Raw genomic sequence first — 18,906 nt, forward strand, 5'->3', positions numbered from 1 at the left:
ATATAAGTGCAGTATATCTCTTATTTTCAGAGCTTACTAAATATACTATGTTTTAAATACAATGATTGTCTATTTACCCGGAGTGTGACAATGTTGCACAAATACTGAGGGATTGAAACCTAAAAGAGAGAGACTTATGAATTTTGACAAAATTAATATTAAAACCAGATTACTCTTATACATAGTTCTAAGTGTGACCATACTGATGGCCACAAGTACCTATATAACAGTTGACAAGGTGACAGAGCAGCAAATCAACGCGGCTTATTCAGAAGCCGAAAGTGTTGCTAAAAGTTATTCGTTCCAATATGACAGCGACATGCGGTCAAACCAGTTGCTTGCGCAAACCCTTGCACACACTATGGAAAACTATGACTCAAACAACAGAAATGAAGTAAATACCATTCTCAAAAGTTTGCTGGAAGAAAACCAGGGGATATTGGGGACCTATGTTGCATACGAGAACAATGCCTTCGATGGAATGGATGCAGAGTTTGCAAATACACAGGGACATGACACCACAGGACGATTTATACCCTACTGGTCCAGAAGTGGTAGTTCTGTTGCTCTTGCACCGCTTGCGGGATATGAGACCGATGACTATTATCAGTTACCAAAATCTCAGAAACAGGATGTTATTCTTGAACCTTTCCTATACGATGGAGAGATGATGGTCAGCTATGTTTCCCCGGTTATCAAAAATGGAGATTTCATAGGAATTTCAGGCGTAGATGTTTCACTGGACTATATTGATGAAGAAGTATCACAAGTCAAATTCTTAGATACCGGCTACGCTTTCATAGTGAGTAATTCTGGCCTGCTCATCTCAAGTCCTACAGAAAAAGAATGGATTGGCACCATGTCCCTTACTGATTTCAATGATCCTGTTATGGATCAGATGACAATTGACATCAAAAATGGGAAAGGAGGCAGAATAGGTATCATTGATCCTATAACCGGCAAGGAAGTAAGTATGACTTACGAACCTATGGAAACCGCAGATTTTGCATTCGTCCTTGTCACTCCATATGATGAAATGATTGCAAATGCAGTAGCCCTTAGGGACCAATTGATAATTATTTCTTTAGTTGCAATCATTGCAATGGCTGGAATTGCTTTCCTCATAGCACGATCTGTTACTAAACCAATTGAAGGTATCGTTAAAGACTTTGATGATCTTGCAAAAGATACTCTTGCAGGTAAGCTTGACAGAAGAGCAGATACCAACGTAGCTATTGACTTTGAAGCAATACCCAGAGGTTTTAATCAGGTATTAGAGGCTGTTGTAGTTCCTTTGAACGAAGCTGCAAGGGTTATTAACTCCTATGCAGAAGGAGATTTGAGCACCAGAGGAACAATAGATGCAAAAGGTGACTTCAAACTATTAGGTGATACACTGGATGGTTTTGGCGATACACTACAGAGCATCATCAATGATTCATGCGAAGTCCTTGCTTCCATTTCATCCAATGATCTGACAAAGAAAGTCAGTGTTCATGGAGTTGGAGATTTCGTACAACTCACTGAAGGTGTGGAGAATTGCAGGTTATCACTGAATGAGGTCGTCACTCTTGTGACAGAGAATGCTGAAAATATCGCTTCCACTGCTCAGGAAATGTCTGCAGCCAGCGAGGAATTGACAGCTACTGCAGAACAAATATCCGGCACTATATCTGAGATATCAAAAGGTACACAGGCGCAGTCCGGAAAAGCTGTAGAGGTCTCAAGAGCAATGGATGATATGAGTCTCACTGTTCAGGAAGTAGCTACTAACTCAGGGAATGCAGCACAAAATGCTATCGAAGCCAACACCCTCATACAGGGTCTTGGCGAAATGTCCCAGGACCTCAAATTAATGATGGAAAGTATAAAATCTGCAGTTGGAGAGTCTTCAGATGTCATCAATGAACTCGATGAGAAATCTAAACAGATCGGTGAAATCGTCAATCTTATTACCAGCATTGCAGATCAGACCAATCTGCTTGCTCTTAATGCAGCAATCGAAGCTGCCCGTGCAGGCGAACATGGTCGTGGATTTGCCGTAGTTGCGGATGAAGTCAGAAAACTTGCCGAAGATTCGGGCAATGCAGCTAAACAGATTGCACAACTGATCGATCAGATGCAGGCCGGAACCCAGGATGCGGTTTCCTCTATGGGGAAAGGTTTAGATGAGGTCGATACAGGAGCAGTTTCTCTTGAGAAGTCGGTTCTTGCGATAGGAAAGGTTGTTGAAGGCGGAGATACTATAGCCAAGATGGTACAGGATATTGCCGCCGCCGCACAGGAACAGTCAGCTTCTATTGAAGAAGTTACTTCTTCTGTGGAGGAGGTATCTGCTATCTCTGAGCAATCTGCAGCAGAGGCGCAGGAAGCTTCTGCTTCTGTAGAAGAACAGACCGCTTCTATGCAAGAGCTCTCAAACTCTGCCCAGGAACTTGCGGGTGTGGCAGCCAATATGCAGCTGGTAGTGTCTAAATTCCGCCTGGACACTGCAGGTGCAGATGTACTCATGGAGTCAGGTAGTGAGGGTAGTGGCAAAAGGGAAAACCCGGTGTCTTCAAAGATGAAGTCAGAACCTTCCGAGCTTTTAAAGAATGCATTAGTTTGATGCGGTGAAACTCTCTCATTGCAGGATCAATTGTTAAATATGGCAGCTCTTCTACAGAGCTGCCTCAATTGATTACATGGCATCTTTGTAGTATTCAGGAAGCTTAAGGTTGGTTTACTAACAAGATACTTCAAAAGAATGTATAAAATAGTATCATACTATTGAACTTTGTAGTATTGTTCCATTTTTTTTTTTTTTTTTTTGGAGCAGGGACTCAGTTGGTGTTTTCACTTTAAACTCGGTATATATATATAGAAATCAATATATACAAGTTACATTCATAAAATAGTTGTGAAATAATGATCGATATTCTACGTATTCAACATGATGTGGTCTTAAGTTCCACAAACAGCCTTCATGAAAACTTAAACGTGCTTCTTGATGATATGCTTGAATTTGATGCAGTTGATTCAGGAGCAATCCATTTTATTTATGAACATACTGGTTATCTTGAGTTTGTTGCATCTAAGGGTTTTTCACCAGAATTCAATAAATATCTGAATGAAATAAAAAAACCAACTCCTATTATGAAGTCAGTGATGTCTGGCAAACCCTCTGTTACCAAAGGCCCGGATATAAAATCTTCAGGCGTATGCGAGAGTTGTTCTTCTGAGAATCTGTGTGTAATATTGTTTTATCCGATAAAGCGAAATGATGAAGTTATAGCTGTAATGAGTATTTGTTCTCATTCCATTAGCGAAATTCCTGAACATGTCATGATTGTACTTGAGACGATCATTGCACACGTGGAAAGTATAATTGTACGCAATAAGGTTGAAGCTAAATTAAATAGTCTACTTATGTTTGGAAAATTGCTTTCTGAGATATCCACTAATTTTATAGGTATGGAACCTGAAAAAATAGATGAATCCATTAATGAAACCCTGGGAAAAATAGGTGAAATGACAAGGGTAGAAAAAGTCGGGATTTTCATGTTCTCTGGTGATTACATGTCTGTTAATGGAATTCATGAGTGGTGTGCGGAAGGCATTGAATCTGACATTAAATATTTCGATAATTTATCTATAAGTGCACATTCCTGGTGGATAAAAAATGTGTTCAAGGAAGAACCATTTTTTATAAATAATATTGAAGACCTGCCTCCGGAAGCCATTCTTGAAAAAACAGTGTTAAGAGAAACGAATACAGTTTCCTTATTAGTTGTGCCAATGGCGTACCGTGGGAAAATCATGGGTAATTTGTGTTTAGCATATTCAAGTATCAAAAAATGGCCGGAAGGGTACCTGAAAATTCTCAAGTTGATGGGTGAGGTATTTGCAAATACACTTGAACATAAACGTAAAGAATCTAAAATTAAGGAAAGTGAGTGTAAATACAGGCGGATATTTGAAGAGATGCATGATATTTACTTTGAAACGAAGATTGATGGGACTATAATAACCCTTAGTCCATCCATAACCTCGCATCTAGGATTTGAACCTGAGGAATTGATCGGTAATTCAATAGGTGCATTATATAGTACTCCCCAAGAACGGCAGAATGTGCTTGATGCGCTGAAAGTTTCAGGACATTTGACTAACTACGATATTCAGCTTAAAAATAAAAATGGAAACTTGATACATTTATCTGCAAATACTCATCTGGTTTACGGAGCTGATGGTAAACCAGAAAAAATGGCAGGTGTTGTACGTGATTTTACAGAGGTCAAGAACATAGAAAAGATGCTTATAAAAGCAAAACTGCTGCTTGAGAATGCATCGAACACAAAAAGCGAATTTCTATCAATAGTGAACCATGAATTGCGTACTCCCTTGACTCATGTTATGGGATATTCCGAAGTTCTTTTAGAGGGGTATTATGGTACTCTTAATACAAATCAGGCAAAATGTGCTGAAACAATACTGGATGCAGGTTCTAAATTATTAGAATTACTAACCTCTCTGAATTATGTTGCTGAAATAGAAGGGGGTAAAATGGAACTTGATATTACCGAGTTCTCATTATTATCTCTCATCTCAGAAATTCAAAAGATCACAGGTTCAATGGCTGCAAAAAAGAACATATACCTCAAATTCAAGGTTGACTTTAATATTGATAATGTAAATGCTGACCGATCCAAGCTTAAGATTATATTACTCAACCTAATAAGCAATGCTATAAAATTCACTCAAAATGGTGGGGCAGTAACTGTAGATGCTATGCAGCATACAAACCAAAGTCTCCATATTAGCGTCAAAGATACGGGAATTGGGATATCGGAAGAGGATCAGGTACTGCTTTTTAAACCTTTTGTGCAGCTGGAACCGGTTCTGAATCGTAAAAACGGAGGTGCAGGCCTTGGGCTTGCGCTTGTAAAAGAATTTGTTGAGGTCCAGGGAGGCAATATCCGGTTGGAGAGTGAAATTGGTAAAGGGAGTACATTTGAGTTTACTATTCCAATGCAATGTTCTGCATGAGCTTTTAGCTTTATAAAATCAAATACTGGATTTTGATTGTTCCTCCAATATTTTGTTATACCAGATTATTTTTGAAATCGATGGTCTTTGTTTCAATGACCATATACAGTAGTGTTTTTCCTGCTTGCCAATGAACAACATTGGAGACATTATCAAAATGACGCACAGATTCGGATGCCTGAAAACCGTGTAACGTATCCTATCAGTTTGTTCTGTATCATCTGGCTGGGATTCTCACATCTGCCTCGCCAAAAATGACATTGCAAAAAGATTGGATTAAATTATTTCCATAAATCTAAAAATCAAAAAGGTAACTTATATTTGGAGTAAAATACACTAAAAAAGTAGAATAGTGCTCCGATGGGGATTCGAACCCCAGTGATGAGGCTCATTGTAATCCCACCGTGCATGCTTCCTCCATGATATTGAGCTAAACAGCGCGAAGACAAAAAAACTGCCTAGTGTTTGTAGGGGTTAACGACTCCCCATAATGGAGGTACAATAATTCTTTATGCTGCTCATTGATTTATACTTTTTGTTGTGGTTTGTTCGTCCTCAATAAAACACTTGTGTAGAGTAATTCTTATATAGAAATACTTCAAACAGTTTTGTGTCAGATTTAACGACCTGACAACTAACGAATTTAAGAAGTGAAGACAAAATGAAGGCAAATAATACGAATAGCGATAGCTCTGGTTCTCATGCTAGTGCTCTTGTATCGAATGAAAACTTTGATGTATTGATTTCAGAAATTAATTTAAAAACTGCAAACCTGAATGCATTCTTTTCTATCCTGCAGGCCAGGTTAGAGGCTACACTTTCCAATGAAAAGGCGGACCCTTCTTTAACCCCCACTCGTACCATCCACACCATAGGGTCCGCTCTTCTACCTCCTCTGATTACTCGTGAAGAGATCGAGGAATTCAAAAAGCAAGAACTTGCAAAGCTGGGTCTTGATTACATACCTCAAGTACTGGCTGAGTTTCAGGAGGGAGAGTAAATGAAACTCACTCCCGTCGTGCGTGTTCGCTGGGTAATCGCAGACCCAGACGATGAGGCAGGCTCCAGTATAATAACAGGCATGCACCCTGATCAGATGTCCAGTGCTAGCCTTCGTACAGATAATGATGGATACGTGTATGTTTCCTGGCTGGAAATTATTCCCGGGTGGAAAGCAGAATTATATGGCTTTTCAAAAGCTGTGGTCCGGGGTGGGCTAATACTCATGTCAATTTTGTACTTTTGGACTTTTGGTGTAGTTGTATTTCAATCATTTGGGGTGATCTAAATGACCTCTGATCAAACCTTTCCTGAATGTGTTGAAGTCTTCCCTGATCATTCGCCTGTAATCACAATAGAAGCACGCATTGTAAGCAAGCTTACAGGCATACCTGCAGAGAAACTGCAGGAGATCAAGGATGCACCAAAACCTACGGATGGCCCATTCACTCCTGAAATTGTGAAATATGGCGAAGCTTATCACTTTTTGATTGGCGCTGTTTCTGGATCAGTTCTCACAATCAGATATGTGTTCTATTTCCCTGTTGAGATGGCTATGCAGATCTATGCAGGATTCATGCTGCTACTCATACTATTTGCATTACTGGCTGGATGGAAAGCCACACGTGCCAGGTACATAGAACACTACCACAAGTATCTCACTCTGGAACACTCAGAAGGAGATGATGAGTAATGTCTGGAGAAATCACTATCAACGTACTTTTATCACCGTCTCCTGAACTCGTGGGTCTGCTGACGCAGATATTAGGTGAGGCACATGAAAACTGTCAAGAAGCTATATGTGAGGAATCCGTGGACCATATGGACCCCATAGAAAGCAATCAAGAGGAACTCCGACAACAGAGTGAAGGATCCTGTGTTGATGGGTTTTTATGTTCTGAGTGTGGCTGTCTGGTAGATCTTCATAAGATGATATCCCAGGAACTGACTGGTGATGAAAAGGTGTGTGAATCTTGTTTCCACTCTGATGAATACCAGTCGAGAGGGACTAAGGAGCGTGAACAAGAAATATCCAAAACTGAACAGCCATTGCTCTACAATCCGCCCTCAAATGAATGGAGAGATCTCACGGCTGTTAAAAATCTCCAGTGCCGTATTCATAATGATTCTATTGAGCTTCGTAAAGATGGTGTAGACTGCGATAAATGGTCATTAGACGTTATCTACACCCTGCTTGACCTAGACAATAAATCTCGGTCCAGTGAAATCAAATCACTCACAAAAGATGTGAAATATGGACCACTGAAGAGCACAGCATTGAATCAGCTTATCCTTGCTATTGAGAGTAGGGAGGTGGTTTTGCCGGGAGGTGATGAGTAATGTGTTGCTGGCAGAGATTCATAGAGATCTATTCACGCGAGAATTTTAAAGATCCGGAAAAGAGCCAGGATGATAGTGCAGATGAGGTGATGCATTGATGTCTGAATTCAAGCTCACTCAACAAGAAAAGAAGAACTGGAAAAGGTTCCGTAAGCTCACAAAAAGAAAACCTGGCACACCTCTTAAAAAGATACCTATTGAACGTAGAGAGAAGGCTGTGGCTTTGTATCTTGAAAGCAAGTCAATAGGGTATGTATGCGGCCAGATGAATATGGGCAGGCAAACGCTGACCAAAATATTGGACCTGTATGAGGTGGCGTACTGATGTCTGATACATCAAAATCCACAGACATTGAACTAGAAGGGAAAGAGGACAAATCCTTACATTCTTCTGCAAAAGTTCACCGTCGGATAATCAGGAGAGTCATGCACAGAGGATTTAAGAGTCACATTCGAGCCTGTCCTGTGTGTGGTCACTACATCTGCAGATGCCAGGATATCAAACGAGGGGATGAGGTCAACAAGAAGGTGAGGAAATGACCGGACCGCTCGAAGGATCCCATCCTGCAACAGGCCTCTGCAGGAAAGTAAAGTGCAGGCATCTCCAACCTGAAGAGATTGATACTGTAAGAGGGCCTCGTACCAGCTGGTACTGTGACCTTACCAATAAGATTCCTGGAAACATGGGAGAATGTCCTCTGGATGCTCCGGAGGAGGTCATGAAGGTCCTTGCAGTACGCCAACCCTGGGCTTCACTTATTGCCATGGGAATTAAGGTCCTGGATATCAGGTCTATGGACTGCCACTATAGGGGACCTGTGGCGATCTATGCAACCCGGCGGGATGTCCGCAGGAAGGAATGGAAATACTTCACGGAGGTCCTGGGGAGGAAGATCTCCTCACTTCCCCATGGAAAGATCTTATGCGTGGTGGATATCTCCGGAACGATTCCATTTGACAATCCGGAAAAGTTCGCTGCATACTCAGAGTGTCACTATCTCAGCCCCTTCTTTTTTGAAGAAGGAATGTGCGTACATGGCTGGATCTTCCAGAATGTAAGGCATGTGGAGCCTGGAGTAGGGTTCAAGATGCCAAAGGGCTGCATCAACTGGTCGAAGATAAGGACCTCAGTGATTGATTCTTACCTTCCTGCAGCTGCAGATCAGGAGGTGATAGCTTGAGGTATATTCCTCGAAAGGTTGAATCTTCGGTCCGTGTTTGTCCCGGAGGAAAGATATTGACACGTCCTAATCCATACGGTCCCAGAGTCCGGAGTGCTCTCCCTATGCGAGTACATCGCAGGCCTGCCAGAATTACCAGGATAGCCAGGATCTGGAGGAATGGATCCAAAAGCATTCCTCATGATATTGTCCGGAGGGGGTGATAACTTGAAATTCACAATATCATCAGGTCCGTTCAACGTACCGATTGTGGAGCATGTTGTCATTGTAAAAAGTAGATCATTCACTGAAGCCAGATGGAATTGGGAGATCCTCAAATCGGAGTTATATGCACGTTTTCCGCATCTGAAAAAGACGAGATCCTACAGTATGGCCAGTGAATATGACCATGAATCTGGAATGTACTGTGAGAATGTCTTGATCTATATCGAGTGTGACCAGAAGATTCTCAAGGATGTCTGTGAAAAACATGGAGGCGAGTACGTATGAGTACGTACGATTGGAAGGATGTCCTGGTGTGGGATAAATGTAAGCTCCCTGCAGTGAGGAGATGCTCACCATGAGCCAGACCTTTAGCTATGACTCAATCATAGGAGCTCTGTGTGACTCTCCAGAACACGCTGGAGCTTCTAATATTGTATGGTCCATATCTAAGGCCACGGAGCAGATGATCACAGCTTTCACAAAGGTGGTAGCGTGACCTTCCATAACAACTTTTCTAATGATCTCCAGAAGGACCTCCTTGGTTTCTTCTGGATTTACTTGACTGAAATAGGAGTGTGATTTTCAAAATTTAGAATACGCATACGTACCCATACGTATCCCAAAAATCCCCGGACCCCTAACACGTATCGCTATGCTGCGGCGTAGCCTAAAAGGTAACTGAGCCGAGGCTCTGTTGCCTTGGCATGCGTACGTACCCATACGTACGTATGCGGCTTTCGGTTTTTTCCGGGTATTATTCAATTTGAAAATCGACACGAAATGTAGGAGGTGGTATTATATGAAAATCAAAACTACAACTTCTATTGATCCTTACTTAAAATCATCATTTGAATCAACTCAATCTCTTCACAATAAATCATTCTCTGAAGTTTTGGAGGCAGGAATCAAACAGATCCTGGAAGAAGTATCTCCGCTAGACTATGTGCAGCTTACTATTTCTCAGAAAGAACAGGAATTATCTGAACTCCGGGCAAAATTTGCTGAGCTGGAAGTCCTAGAGAAGCAGAGAAAGGTCAGCAAAAAAGTAGAGTCTGAAAAAGATGGAGGACTGGATATCTATCTCGAAGATTTCAGAAATAAGAGATTTTCAGAACATGTAGAATCTGCTGTGAAAATGCTTAGAAAAGGTTCGGAACCAAATTGGAAAAACATGGCCCCACGGTATCAATTCTCAAATGTAAATGATTTTAAAAAATGGTTTTTTGGAAAGATGAATGAAGAAGGGATTGTCCTCTGACAATTCCTGCATCTCATAATATAGGACGTGAAAACATGAGTGTTTTAACCGATGAACAAAAAGAAAACTTGAACAAATACAGTTTTTGCATCATCGTAGGGAAAATAAACGAAGGTATGAGCTACAAAGCCATTCAATTAACAGACGAAAAACCCCATAGAAGAGAAAGGCAATGAGAGATGGGTGTTTGATGGACTTGGATCTGGTAGTTCTTTTTCAGTCTTCCCACAGAAATAACATTTAGTTTCGAAGTTATTTGATGAATCAGCACACATATTTTATATATTTTCTTTGTTAATGTAATAATTCTATCAAGAGTATATACTCTCTAATTTTGCAATAAAAGACATCAAATAACAAATGGCTTATATCACTATATAAATATTGTATAGGTAATTACTACAATGATAAAATTCTTGCCAAAAATATGAAACTTATATTAAAATTTGAATCAAATGGCAGATTAAAACGATTTTGAGGAAATGAAAAACCAATTTAGAGGAGAAAAGCAAAAATGAATATCTCACAAATCGAAGACAACCTGCAAAAATTAATCGCCTCTTTATCGGAAGAAACTTTTATTTATGATCTACTTTTAACTTACGACTTGCCTAAGGCATCAATTACAAGATTAAAGAAAGGAAACCTAAACCTTTCAAAAGTAGATGGTGAAGTTTCTTGGAAAAAAAAGGTATTCTTTAAAGAAGTCTTAGATCAAGATTTACATATATCCATTTCTGAACTGGTCAATGACATTAAACATGACCAGAGGTTTGTAATTGTTACTGATTATAAAACGCTTTTAGCAATTGATACCAAAACACAGGATAAACTGGATATTGAGCTGAAAGATCTCCCTAAACACTATGATTTCTTTTTACCCTGGGCAGGTATGGAAAAAACCCAACATCAAAACGAGAACCCAGCTGATGTTAAGGCAGCCGAGAAAATGGCAAAGCTCTTTGATGAAATTAAAAAAGATAATCCAGATGATTCACCTGAGTTTATTCATGGATTGAATGTCTTTCTCTGCCGTTTGCTTTTTTGCTACTTTGCCGAAGACACTAACATTTTTGAGGAAAGTCAATTTACTAATGCCCTTGCTTCACATACACAGGCAGACGGAAATGACTTGAATACTTATTTAGACAATCTCTTTGAGGTGATGAACACACCTGAAAAAGACCGCAAAGACTTGCCCGTCTACCTCGATGCTTTTCCCTATGTGAACGGTGGTTTGTTCAAGCAAAGATTGCAAATTCCGAGATTTACCAGACGTTCACGCCAGGCAATCATTGACAGCGGTGATCTGGATTGGTCGGTCATTAATCCTGATATTTTTGGCTCCATGATGCAGGCTGTTACCACTCCTGAACATCGGGGCGGTTTTGGTATGCATTACACTTCTGTACCTAACATAATGAAGGTAATTGAACCACTCTTCCTTAACGACTTAAAAGAAGCATTCGGAAAGGTCAAAGGCAACCAAAATAGACGCAATAAATTGCTTAAAAGATTACAAACCATTAAAATATTCGATCCGGCCTGTGGCAGTGGTAATTTTTTGATTATTGCTTATAAAGAACTCCGTAGATTAGAGATGGCAACATTAAAAGAACAGCGTAGTTCATTGCCGATTTCAGGTGTCTCCCTTGGACAATTTTACGGTATTGAATTGGATGATTTTGCTCATGAAATAGCCCAACTGTCCCTTTGGCTGGCAGAACATCAAATGAATGTGGAATTCTTCAATGAGTTTGGACGTACGAATCCAACACTGCCACTTAAAGAAGCAGGAAATATTGTGGAGGGGAATGCTTGCAGGATTGATTGGGAAGAGGTGTGTCCTAATAAAGAAGGGGAGGAAATCTATCTTTTAGGAAATCCTCCTTATTTAGGTTCAAGTATGCAAGACAATAATCAAAAAGATGATTTAGCAACTGTGTTTAAAGGATTTAAAAATTATAAAAACCTTGATTATATTGCATGCTGGTTTAAAAAAGGTGCAGATTATATTAATCAATCGAATTCAAAGTTTGCTTTCGTTTCAACAAATTCAATATGTCAAGGTGAACAAGTTGATCTTTTATGGCCCTACGCTTTTAACCAAAATTTGGAAATAAGCTTTGCTTATAAATCTTTCAAGTGGACTAATAATGCAAAAAAGAAAGCAGCAGTTATAGTTGTGATTGTGGGAGTTAGAAATTCTTCAAGTAAAGTAAAACATCTTTTTGTAGATGGCCTTAAACAAGAAGTATCTAACATAAATCCATATTTGTCAGTAGGTTCCAATATTAGTTTGCCTAGAAGAAGCAAACCCATCAGTAGAATTCCTGAAATGCTCTATGGCAATAAGCCAACTGATGATGGTAATTTAATATTAGACAAACAAGAAGTTGATGAACTAAATGAAAGGTATCCTCAGTCAATACAATATATAAAGAAATTTAGTAGTGGGGGTGATTTCTTAAATGGTAATGAACGTTGGTGTCTTTGGATTACGGATAATCAGGTTGGAAATGCTCAAAGTATACCTCCAATATCTGATAGATTAAAAGCAGTTGCAGAATTTCGAAGAAAAAGTAAAGCTCAGTCCACTGTTGAGTATTCAATTTATCCTAATCGATTCAGACAAATTACGTACCGAGAAACTCAAGCGATTATTGTTCCCTTAACTTCGTCTGAAAGAAGAGAGTACATTCCTTTTGGTTATGTAAATGCTGATACGGTTGTCTCTAATTCTTCCAGTGTCATATATAGTACTGATCATTGGATATTCGGAATTGTTTCCTCCAAAATACATATGTTGTGGGTCAAAGCAGTTGCTGGTCGATTGAAATCAGATTATAGATATTCTTCTGCACTTTGTTACAATAATTTCCCATTTCCCATTATTTCTGAGCGATACAAAGAAGAAATAACTAAATCTACACTCCGTATTTTGGAAGAACGTGAAAAACATCCTGAAAAAACCCTAGCTCAACTATACGACCCCGATAAAATGCCAGAAGGTTTGCAGGAAGCTCATCGTTTAAATGATTTGGCTGTGGAGTGTTGCTATCGCAGTAAGCCTTTTGAAAGTGACGAAGAACGGCTGGAGTATTTATTCAAGCTCTATGAAAAAATGACTTCTGAAGAACAGGAAAATAAAGCTCAAAAAACGAGGAGATAATATGACGGACATAGTACATGTAACATACAATCAAACAGGTGAAAGCACTAAAAACGATTCCTTAGGCATGCGTGATATGCAAGCCAGGGCATATGAATCAAGGGATGCACAATATCTATTGCTTAAGGCACCGCCTGCATCTGGTAAATCTCGTGCTTTGATGTTTTTGGCTTTGGATAAATTGAAAAACCAAGGCATTCAAAAAGTCATTGTAGCTGTTCCTGAGCGTTCTATTGGAAGTTCATTTGCTAAAACTGATTTAAGATCACATGGCTTTTTTGCTGATTGGGAACCCAATGATCGATACAATCTTTGTACACCTGGAAGTGACGGAAGCAAAGGCAAAGTAGAAGCCTTTCACAATTTCATGGACAATGACGAAGAGATCCTTATTTGCACGCATGCTACCCTTCGTTTTGCATTTCAGGAATTGGACGAAGCTAAATTCAATAACGTCTTGCTTGCTATTGATGAATTTCACCATGTTTCAGCCGATGTGAACAGTCGTTTAGGAGAATCACTGCGCGATATTATGATGAAATCTTCAGCCCATATTATTGCTATGACAGGCTCGTATTTCAGGGGTGATAGTGTCCCTATTCTGGAACCAGAAGACGAAGCTAAATTCACCAAAGTAAGTTACAATTATTACGAACAGTTAAACGGCTACACATATTTGAAATCGCTTGGAATTGGCTATCATTTCTATCAAGGTAAATACACCTCTGCCATTTTAGAAGTTCTGGACACGGATAAAAAGACAATTCTGCATATTCCAAATGTCAATTCTGGAGAGTCCACTAAAGACAAACACAACGAGGTCGATTTTATTTTGGATGAAATTGGTACAGTACTCAGACAGGATGCTGATACAGGGGTTATCCATGTTAAAAGGGAAGCAGATGGTAAGATCTTGAAAGTAGCTGATTTAGTCGAAGACAGTCCAAAAGAAAGAGATAAGATCGTTAACTACCTGAGAAATATTGAATCAATTGATGATATGGACTTGATAATTGCTCTTGGTATGGCAAAAGAAGGGTTTGACTGGCCTTATTGTGAGCATGCTTTGACCGTTGGTTACAGGGGTTCATTGACAGAGATCATTCAAATAATAGGGCGTGCTACCAGAGACAGCAGTAATAAAACACATGCCCAGTTCACAAATCTAATTGCTCAACCTGATGCTGCTGACGACCTGGTGAAGCTATCGGTTAATAATATGCTCAAAGCCATTACAGCTTCTTTGCTGATGGAACAGGTCCTAGCTCCTAATTGGAAATTTAAGACCAAACTTTCAGACGATGATGAAGCAAAACCTGGTGAGATCAAAATAAGAGGCCTTAAAGAACCAAGTTCCAAGCGGGTAAAAGACATTTTGGAATCAGACATTAATGATTTGAAAGCAACTATACTTCAAGATGACACCATGCTTAAAGCCATGCCAGGTAATGTGGACCCTGAAGTCATTAACAAAGTTCTCATACCAAAGATTATCAGGATAAAGTATCCTGAATTGTCAGATGATGAAGTTGAAGAAGTTCGTCAGCATGTAGTAGTTGATTCGGTTATTAAAAATGGAGAAATAAAAGAGTCTGGAGATAAGCGTTTTATCAGAATGGCAGACACTTTTGTGAACATTGATGACATACACATTGATCTCATAGATCAGGTGAATCCTTTCCAGAAAGCCTTTGAGGTTCTTTCCAAGTCAGTTACCACACAAATTCTAAAAATCATTCAGGAAACCATTGAAGCAACTAGGATCCGAATGGATTTTGAGGAAGCCAAGATTCTATGGCCTAAAATTCAGGAGTTTGTTAAAACCTATAACAAACAACCAAGTCTGAGTTCAAATGATCCACTAGAAAGAAGAATGGCTGAATGCATTATCTATTTGAAAGAAGAAAAGCGAAAGCAAGGTGCTTAAAATGGATAAGGAGAGCGTTTTACATGAAATATTCAACTCCGATCATATGGGTTTGCTTGATGTAAAGCCCAAAAAATCTTCTGCTCTAGGCAGTGATGACCGTTTGCTTGCATCTTTTCAAGAGATTAATCACTTCATTGAAAAACACAAAAGAGAGCCTCAACCAAATGCTGGAAATATTTCTGAACATATGCTTTACTGCCGCTTGAAAACCTTCAGAGAAGATGAAGACAAGAATCTGGCTTGTAAATTATTTGATAAGTACAGCTTACTCAAAAATGAAAAGAAGGAAATAAACTCAATTGATGATATTTTTGGTGACGATTCTCTTGATATTCTGGGTGGTGATTCAAAAGGATTGTTTGATTTCAAACATATCCCAAAAGAAACGACCATGCCGGATTATGTTGCAAGTAGAAAACCATGCCAAAATTTTGAAGAATTTGAATCCCTGTTTATACAATGCCAATCCGATCTGGCAAATGAAAAGCGTAGATTATATCCATTCAAAAATGAACAGGATATTGTCGAAGGCCATTTCTTTGTATTGAAAGGATTATTGCTTTATGTCGCTCAAGTTGGAAAAAAATCCAGTGAAAAAGGCAAAATAAATGCTCGTCTAAGATGCATATTTGAAAATGGGACTGAATCAGACATGCTTTTAAGATCATTATCTGCAGAACTTTATAAGAATGGTCGTCGAGTATCGGAAAATGAAGATGGACTACTCGGTGACCTAAAAGGTATTACTGAAGAGGATAAAGAAACCGGGTTCATTTATATTCTAAAGTCATTGAGCAGCGACCCTAAAATAAGAACTATTTCAAATCTTTACAAGATTGGATATTCAAATGTACCAGTTGAGGAAAGAATAAAAAATGCTGAACAGGAACCGACATATTTAATGGCACCTGTCAAACTGGTTTCAATATTCGAATGTTATAATCTAAATCCACAAAAACTGGAACAATTAACCCATAACTTTTTTGGAAAAACTTGCTTGAATTTAGATATATTTGATAAGAATGGGATACGGCATACTCCACGAGAATGGTTTATAGTACCATTAGACGCAATCGAAGAGGCTATTGAATTCATAATTTCTGGTGATATTCTCGATTTTCGTTATGATATAGAAAAGGAACAGATTGTGGCAAAGTAAAAAATGGGCTCTGTAGAAATCCTATCATAACACACATATATGGAATGAAGAATGAATGCACTACATTTCAAATTTATGATGAGCTATTTTCAAGATAGTTATTGCCCATTAAATACATTATGGGTATAATCGGAACCTATTTCCATCCTACCAGCCTTCTCCGGATCTCCACCTTCTCGCCGTCCGTGAAAGGCAAGCCCTGATAATGCAGCATAGATGTCAAACTATCATGTCCCTGGCGCAAACAGATCACGTTAATTGGAATCTCTGCAGTGATCATCCAGGACTCTATACTTTTTCTGGTGGTTTTGCTACTCAACCCTAATGAGTTAAGGCCGGATTTTTCACTCCATCTCAAAAGGTTCTCATTCCAGGCAGATCTCGAAGGTGGCCTTTTATTCTTGAAGAAATAGTCCAGGACATTCTCCAGCTGGCCAGGGATGGGATGCACATACCTTTCAAGCTGCTTTCGTTTTGCCTTCTTCTGGGCTTCCTCCGGAAGATGTATTGTCTTGCGGATCTTCCACCACCATTGCGGATGATCATGCAACCTCTGGACCTCAACATATCTCATCCCTGACCAAAAGCAGACATCAAAGATAGTTTTAAGATACATCTGAGGGATACTATCTCTTAGTAGATCAACCTCATAAGGTCCTAGGACCCTAACACCATTAACCAGGATAGGCTCCGTTTTTATCATGCTGTTTTATTATAACAACAAAATTCTATTAGTTTCTATGGTTCTATCCTGGGAAATCTCCCCGGGTTCTGCAGTGAAAAGCTGTCGTTATAGGTGAAAACGACAAGACAAAATTAGTATTTTCTTAAACATCATGGGGGGATACTGGAAACCATTAAGTGATGTGTTTCTTGATTACATAAACCATCCTGAAGCCAAATTTGAAGGGGAAGTTGGGATTTTAGAGAGAAGGCATCTGAAGCCTAGTGGATGTGTGTATATTGGCAAGGAAGCAAATAAGATTGAAATGCAGGAGCTTGAGAGCAATACTGTTGAGATGTATCATGATATTGAAAAGATACGGGAGTTTGTTATTGGTTTAACTCCCGCTGAAGCTCGGGAAATTGGGATTAAGTACAGGAGTACATTGAAGAAACTGAAGGATAGGGTGAAGGAAGAAGATTTTAATTTGAATACGAAGGAGATGAGGAATATATTGGAGAAATGTCGTTATGACATTTCCTCATATTCAGGATCTTCAACTTTACCCATAAAGAGTATACAGCCTGTTCTCTTATCTTCAATGATGAACAAAAACGGATGATTTGCTTCGAACTCCCATGGAGAATCAGGTGCACCTTCCTCTTCCATAACTACGGCTGTTGCAGCAGTGGCTTCAGTACCTTTTTCATTTACACCTATAAACGCCTGATGATAAACCTCTGATATAGATAAGCTTCCTTCTGGCAGCTCTTTAATATCGAAAATACCCGTAAAGTTGGCAGAACTTGGATTGAAAGCATCGACAACCCCCATTTCTATTAAATGAGGTTTTAATTCAGCCCCGGTATTAAACTTAAATTTTGGTATCAAAGTTTTGACATAGTGTTTAGTTTGCATATCAGCCTTCAATTTATTATAATACTTAAAACTAAATTCATCTTCAAATGCTGCAATATTTTTTTCTTTTGGGAGGACTATGTACATACATAGGTCGTTGCCTTTGTATGGCAATTCTAATATCTTCGCTTTTTGATCATCTCCATAGTTGAACTTCTGCACATTGTACATTGTATCAACAAGTTTCTCCTCTCCATTTGAAAGAGTGAATGATCTTTCCCGTGTAGCAGGCTCTTCAAATTCATACACCCATTTTCCATTGAAATAAACTGTATTTGTAATCACTAATCTTGTATTGGAATCAATTCCATTTTTGGGTATAAGATCTTTTATTTTGTCATTGGTTTTTTCCGCAATCCAAGTGTTAATGGTATCTGCAGATTTCTCAGGTTCACCTATAAAATTAAGTGGTGTTACCATTCCATCGTAGTAGTTTTTGGCATTGAATGCATATTGTTCATTCAAAGGATATTCATCAAGAACCCATAGTGCATTTGCTGTTTCCAAATCATATGCGGCGTTGTCAGAATTGATTGCATCTATCATCTCTTTTGAACTCCCTTCAAGAATAGGTTTGCTGAGAGGATAGTAAAATACGTTTGCCATTTGTTCTTTTGTAGAACCTTCAGCTCCGTCATAACAAATAGCCATTGCAGTAAATATGCTGTAGGGTGAAAAGAAAACATTTTCATCGTTGTTTTTTACCATTGAATACATATCAAAAGCAAAAGCATTATTTGCGGCTGCAATATCGTAATCTTCAACCGATTCTGCATTTATCGTAGTTTTTGCGTTTACAGTCGAATCTTCAATACATCCAATACACAGTAGTGCAAGTAAACTTAACAATGTAACTAAAATAATTTTTGTTTTATCCATAATTTATGATTCATACAGGAATACTTAAAAATTTTTAATATTCTCGTAAATAATAATATTGCACTTATTTGCTTGAAATTATTAATATGCTTAAAATTGATTGTGTATGTTCTGCACAAAATAGCGTACACTTTTTCAGCGTTGTATATGTCCCCCCATAACTATGCGACGGGTGT

Annotated in this window: 19 protein-coding genes; 17 read left to right on the forward strand and 2 right to left on the reverse strand. The window is 38.9% G+C overall.

Features of this window, described 5'->3' with window-relative positions; genetic code table 11:
- Positions 1–205 precede the first annotated feature (205 nt).
- From V7O67_RS05015 to V7O67_RS05090, 16 genes are all read left to right on the forward strand, one after another.
- Positions 206–2,608 (forward strand): methyl-accepting chemotaxis protein, encoded by a 2,403-nt coding sequence (locus V7O67_RS05015; protein WP_406671102.1) that lies wholly within the window; start codon positions 206–208, stop codon positions 2,606–2,608.
- A gap of 299 nt (positions 2,609–2,907) precedes the next feature.
- On the forward strand, positions 2,908–5,025 hold the full coding sequence (locus V7O67_RS05020; RefSeq protein ID WP_342305912.1) for an ATP-binding protein: 2,118 nt from the start codon (positions 2,908–2,910) through the stop codon (positions 5,023–5,025).
- Positions 5,026–5,686: 661 nt separating this feature from the next.
- On the forward strand, positions 5,687–6,025 hold the full coding sequence (locus tag V7O67_RS05025) for a hypothetical protein (RefSeq protein WP_342305911.1): 339 nt from the start codon (positions 5,687–5,689) through the stop codon (positions 6,023–6,025).
- A complete protein-coding gene (locus tag V7O67_RS05030) occupies positions 6,026–6,313 on the forward strand; it encodes a hypothetical protein (RefSeq protein ID WP_342305910.1) in 288 nt (95 codons plus the stop codon).
- Positions 6,314–6,718, forward strand: a complete 405-nt coding sequence (locus V7O67_RS05035; protein ID WP_406671105.1) for a hypothetical protein — start codon at positions 6,314–6,316, stop codon at positions 6,716–6,718.
- Positions 6,718–7,365, forward strand: a complete 648-nt coding sequence (locus V7O67_RS05040) for a hypothetical protein (protein ID WP_342305908.1) — start codon at positions 6,718–6,720, stop codon at positions 7,363–7,365. Before V7O67_RS05035 ends, V7O67_RS05040 begins: the two co-directional genes overlap by 1 nt.
- A gap of 97 nt (positions 7,366–7,462) precedes the next feature.
- Positions 7,463–7,690 carry a hypothetical protein gene (locus V7O67_RS05045; protein ID WP_342305907.1) on the forward strand — a complete coding sequence of 76 codons (228 nt, stop codon included), beginning with the start codon at positions 7,463–7,465 and terminating at the stop codon, positions 7,688–7,690.
- Positions 7,690–7,905, forward strand: coding sequence for a hypothetical protein (locus V7O67_RS05050; RefSeq protein ID WP_342305906.1), 216 nt, complete (start codon positions 7,690–7,692; stop codon positions 7,903–7,905). The genes V7O67_RS05045 and V7O67_RS05050 overlap by 1 nt, the downstream gene beginning before the upstream one ends.
- Positions 7,902–8,546, forward strand: coding sequence for an ASCH domain-containing protein (locus V7O67_RS05055; RefSeq protein WP_342305905.1), 645 nt, complete (start codon positions 7,902–7,904; stop codon positions 8,544–8,546). Before V7O67_RS05050 ends, V7O67_RS05055 begins: the two co-directional genes overlap by 4 nt.
- Positions 8,543–8,749, forward strand: coding sequence for a hypothetical protein (locus V7O67_RS05060; protein ID WP_406671107.1), 207 nt, complete (start codon positions 8,543–8,545; stop codon positions 8,747–8,749). The genes V7O67_RS05055 and V7O67_RS05060 overlap by 4 nt, the downstream gene beginning before the upstream one ends.
- A gap of 4 nt (positions 8,750–8,753) precedes the next feature.
- Positions 8,754–9,035, forward strand: coding sequence for a hypothetical protein (locus V7O67_RS05065; protein WP_406671109.1), 282 nt, complete (start codon positions 8,754–8,756; stop codon positions 9,033–9,035).
- 70 nt (positions 9,036–9,105) lie between these two features.
- Positions 9,106–9,246: a hypothetical protein gene (locus tag V7O67_RS05070; RefSeq protein WP_406671111.1), complete on the forward strand. Its 141-nt coding sequence runs from the start codon at positions 9,106–9,108 to the stop codon at positions 9,244–9,246.
- Positions 9,247–9,549: 303 nt separating this feature from the next.
- On the forward strand, positions 9,550–10,008 hold the full coding sequence (locus V7O67_RS05075; RefSeq protein ID WP_406671112.1) for a hypothetical protein: 459 nt from the start codon (positions 9,550–9,552) through the stop codon (positions 10,006–10,008).
- Positions 10,009–10,522: 514 nt separating this feature from the next.
- A complete protein-coding gene (locus V7O67_RS05080) occupies positions 10,523–13,180 on the forward strand; it encodes a DNA methyltransferase (RefSeq protein WP_342305901.1) in 2,658 nt (885 codons plus the stop codon).
- A gap of 1 nt (position 13,181) precedes the next feature.
- The gene (locus V7O67_RS05085) at positions 13,182–15,107 is read left to right on the forward strand and encodes a DEAD/DEAH box helicase family protein (protein WP_342305900.1); all 1,926 of its coding nucleotides are present in this window, start codon (positions 13,182–13,184) and stop codon (positions 15,105–15,107) included.
- Position 15,108: 1 nt separating this feature from the next.
- Positions 15,109–16,269: a GIY-YIG nuclease family protein gene (locus V7O67_RS05090; RefSeq protein ID WP_342305899.1), complete on the forward strand. Its 1,161-nt coding sequence runs from the start codon at positions 15,109–15,111 to the stop codon at positions 16,267–16,269.
- A 136-nt stretch (positions 16,270–16,405) separates the two neighbouring features.
- Here V7O67_RS05090 and V7O67_RS05095 read toward each other — a convergent pair whose 3' ends face one another.
- On the reverse strand, positions 16,406–16,972 hold the full coding sequence (locus V7O67_RS05095) for a site-specific integrase (protein ID WP_342305898.1): 567 nt from the start codon (positions 16,970–16,972) through the stop codon (positions 16,406–16,408).
- 133 nt (positions 16,973–17,105) lie between these two features.
- On the opposite strand from V7O67_RS05095, the gene V7O67_RS05100 reads away from it, so the two are divergent.
- Positions 17,106–17,555 (forward strand): hypothetical protein, encoded by a 450-nt coding sequence (locus tag V7O67_RS05100; protein WP_342305897.1) that lies wholly within the window; start codon positions 17,106–17,108, stop codon positions 17,553–17,555.
- On the opposite strand, the gene V7O67_RS05105 is transcribed toward V7O67_RS05100, so the two are convergent.
- On the reverse strand, positions 17,462–18,730 hold the full coding sequence (locus tag V7O67_RS05105; RefSeq protein WP_342305896.1) for a serpin family protein: 1,269 nt from the start codon (positions 18,728–18,730) through the stop codon (positions 17,462–17,464). The two genes, V7O67_RS05100 and V7O67_RS05105, sit on opposite strands and share 94 nt — an antisense overlap.
- Positions 18,731–18,906: the final 176 nt, after the last annotated feature.

The organism is Methanolobus sp. ZRKC4 (genome assembly GCF_045291305.1).
Classification (GTDB): Archaea; Halobacteriota; Methanosarcinia; order Methanosarcinales; family Methanosarcinaceae; genus Methanolobus.

Coding starts and splice junctions, on each gene's coding strand:
- V7O67_RS05040 (WP_342305908.1), top strand. CDS start 6,718: ATGTCTGGAGAAATCACTATCAACGTACTTTTATCACCGTCTCCTGAA.
- V7O67_RS05080 (WP_342305901.1), top strand. CDS start 10,523: ATGAATATCTCACAAATCGAAGACAACCTGCAAAAATTAATCGCCTCT.
- V7O67_RS05090 (WP_342305899.1), top strand. CDS start 15,109: ATGGATAAGGAGAGCGTTTTACATGAAATATTCAACTCCGATCATATG.
- V7O67_RS05100 (WP_342305897.1), top strand. CDS start 17,106: ATGGGGGGATACTGGAAACCATTAAGTGATGTGTTTCTTGATTACATA.
- V7O67_RS05085 (WP_342305900.1), top strand. CDS start 13,182: ATGACGGACATAGTACATGTAACATACAATCAAACAGGTGAAAGCACT.
- V7O67_RS05025 (WP_342305911.1), top strand. CDS start 5,687: ATGAAGGCAAATAATACGAATAGCGATAGCTCTGGTTCTCATGCTAGT.
- V7O67_RS05055 (WP_342305905.1), top strand. CDS start 7,902: ATGACCGGACCGCTCGAAGGATCCCATCCTGCAACAGGCCTCTGCAGG.
- V7O67_RS05050 (WP_342305906.1), top strand. CDS start 7,690: ATGTCTGATACATCAAAATCCACAGACATTGAACTAGAAGGGAAAGAG.
- V7O67_RS05015 (WP_406671102.1), top strand. CDS start 206: ATGGCCACAAGTACCTATATAACAGTTGACAAGGTGACAGAGCAGCAA.
- V7O67_RS05075 (WP_406671112.1), top strand. CDS start 9,550: ATGAAAATCAAAACTACAACTTCTATTGATCCTTACTTAAAATCATCA.
- V7O67_RS05105 (WP_342305896.1), bottom strand. CDS start 18,730: ATGGATAAAACAAAAATTATTTTAGTTACATTGTTAAGTTTACTTGCA.
- V7O67_RS05045 (WP_342305907.1), top strand. CDS start 7,463: ATGTCTGAATTCAAGCTCACTCAACAAGAAAAGAAGAACTGGAAAAGG.
- V7O67_RS05095 (WP_342305898.1), bottom strand. CDS start 16,972: ATGATAAAAACGGAGCCTATCCTGGTTAATGGTGTTAGGGTCCTAGGA.
- V7O67_RS05030 (WP_342305910.1), top strand. CDS start 6,026: ATGAAACTCACTCCCGTCGTGCGTGTTCGCTGGGTAATCGCAGACCCA.
- V7O67_RS05020 (WP_342305912.1), top strand. CDS start 2,908: ATGATCGATATTCTACGTATTCAACATGATGTGGTCTTAAGTTCCACA.
- V7O67_RS05070 (WP_406671111.1), top strand. CDS start 9,106: ATGAGCCAGACCTTTAGCTATGACTCAATCATAGGAGCTCTGTGTGAC.
- V7O67_RS05035 (WP_406671105.1), top strand. CDS start 6,314: ATGACCTCTGATCAAACCTTTCCTGAATGTGTTGAAGTCTTCCCTGAT.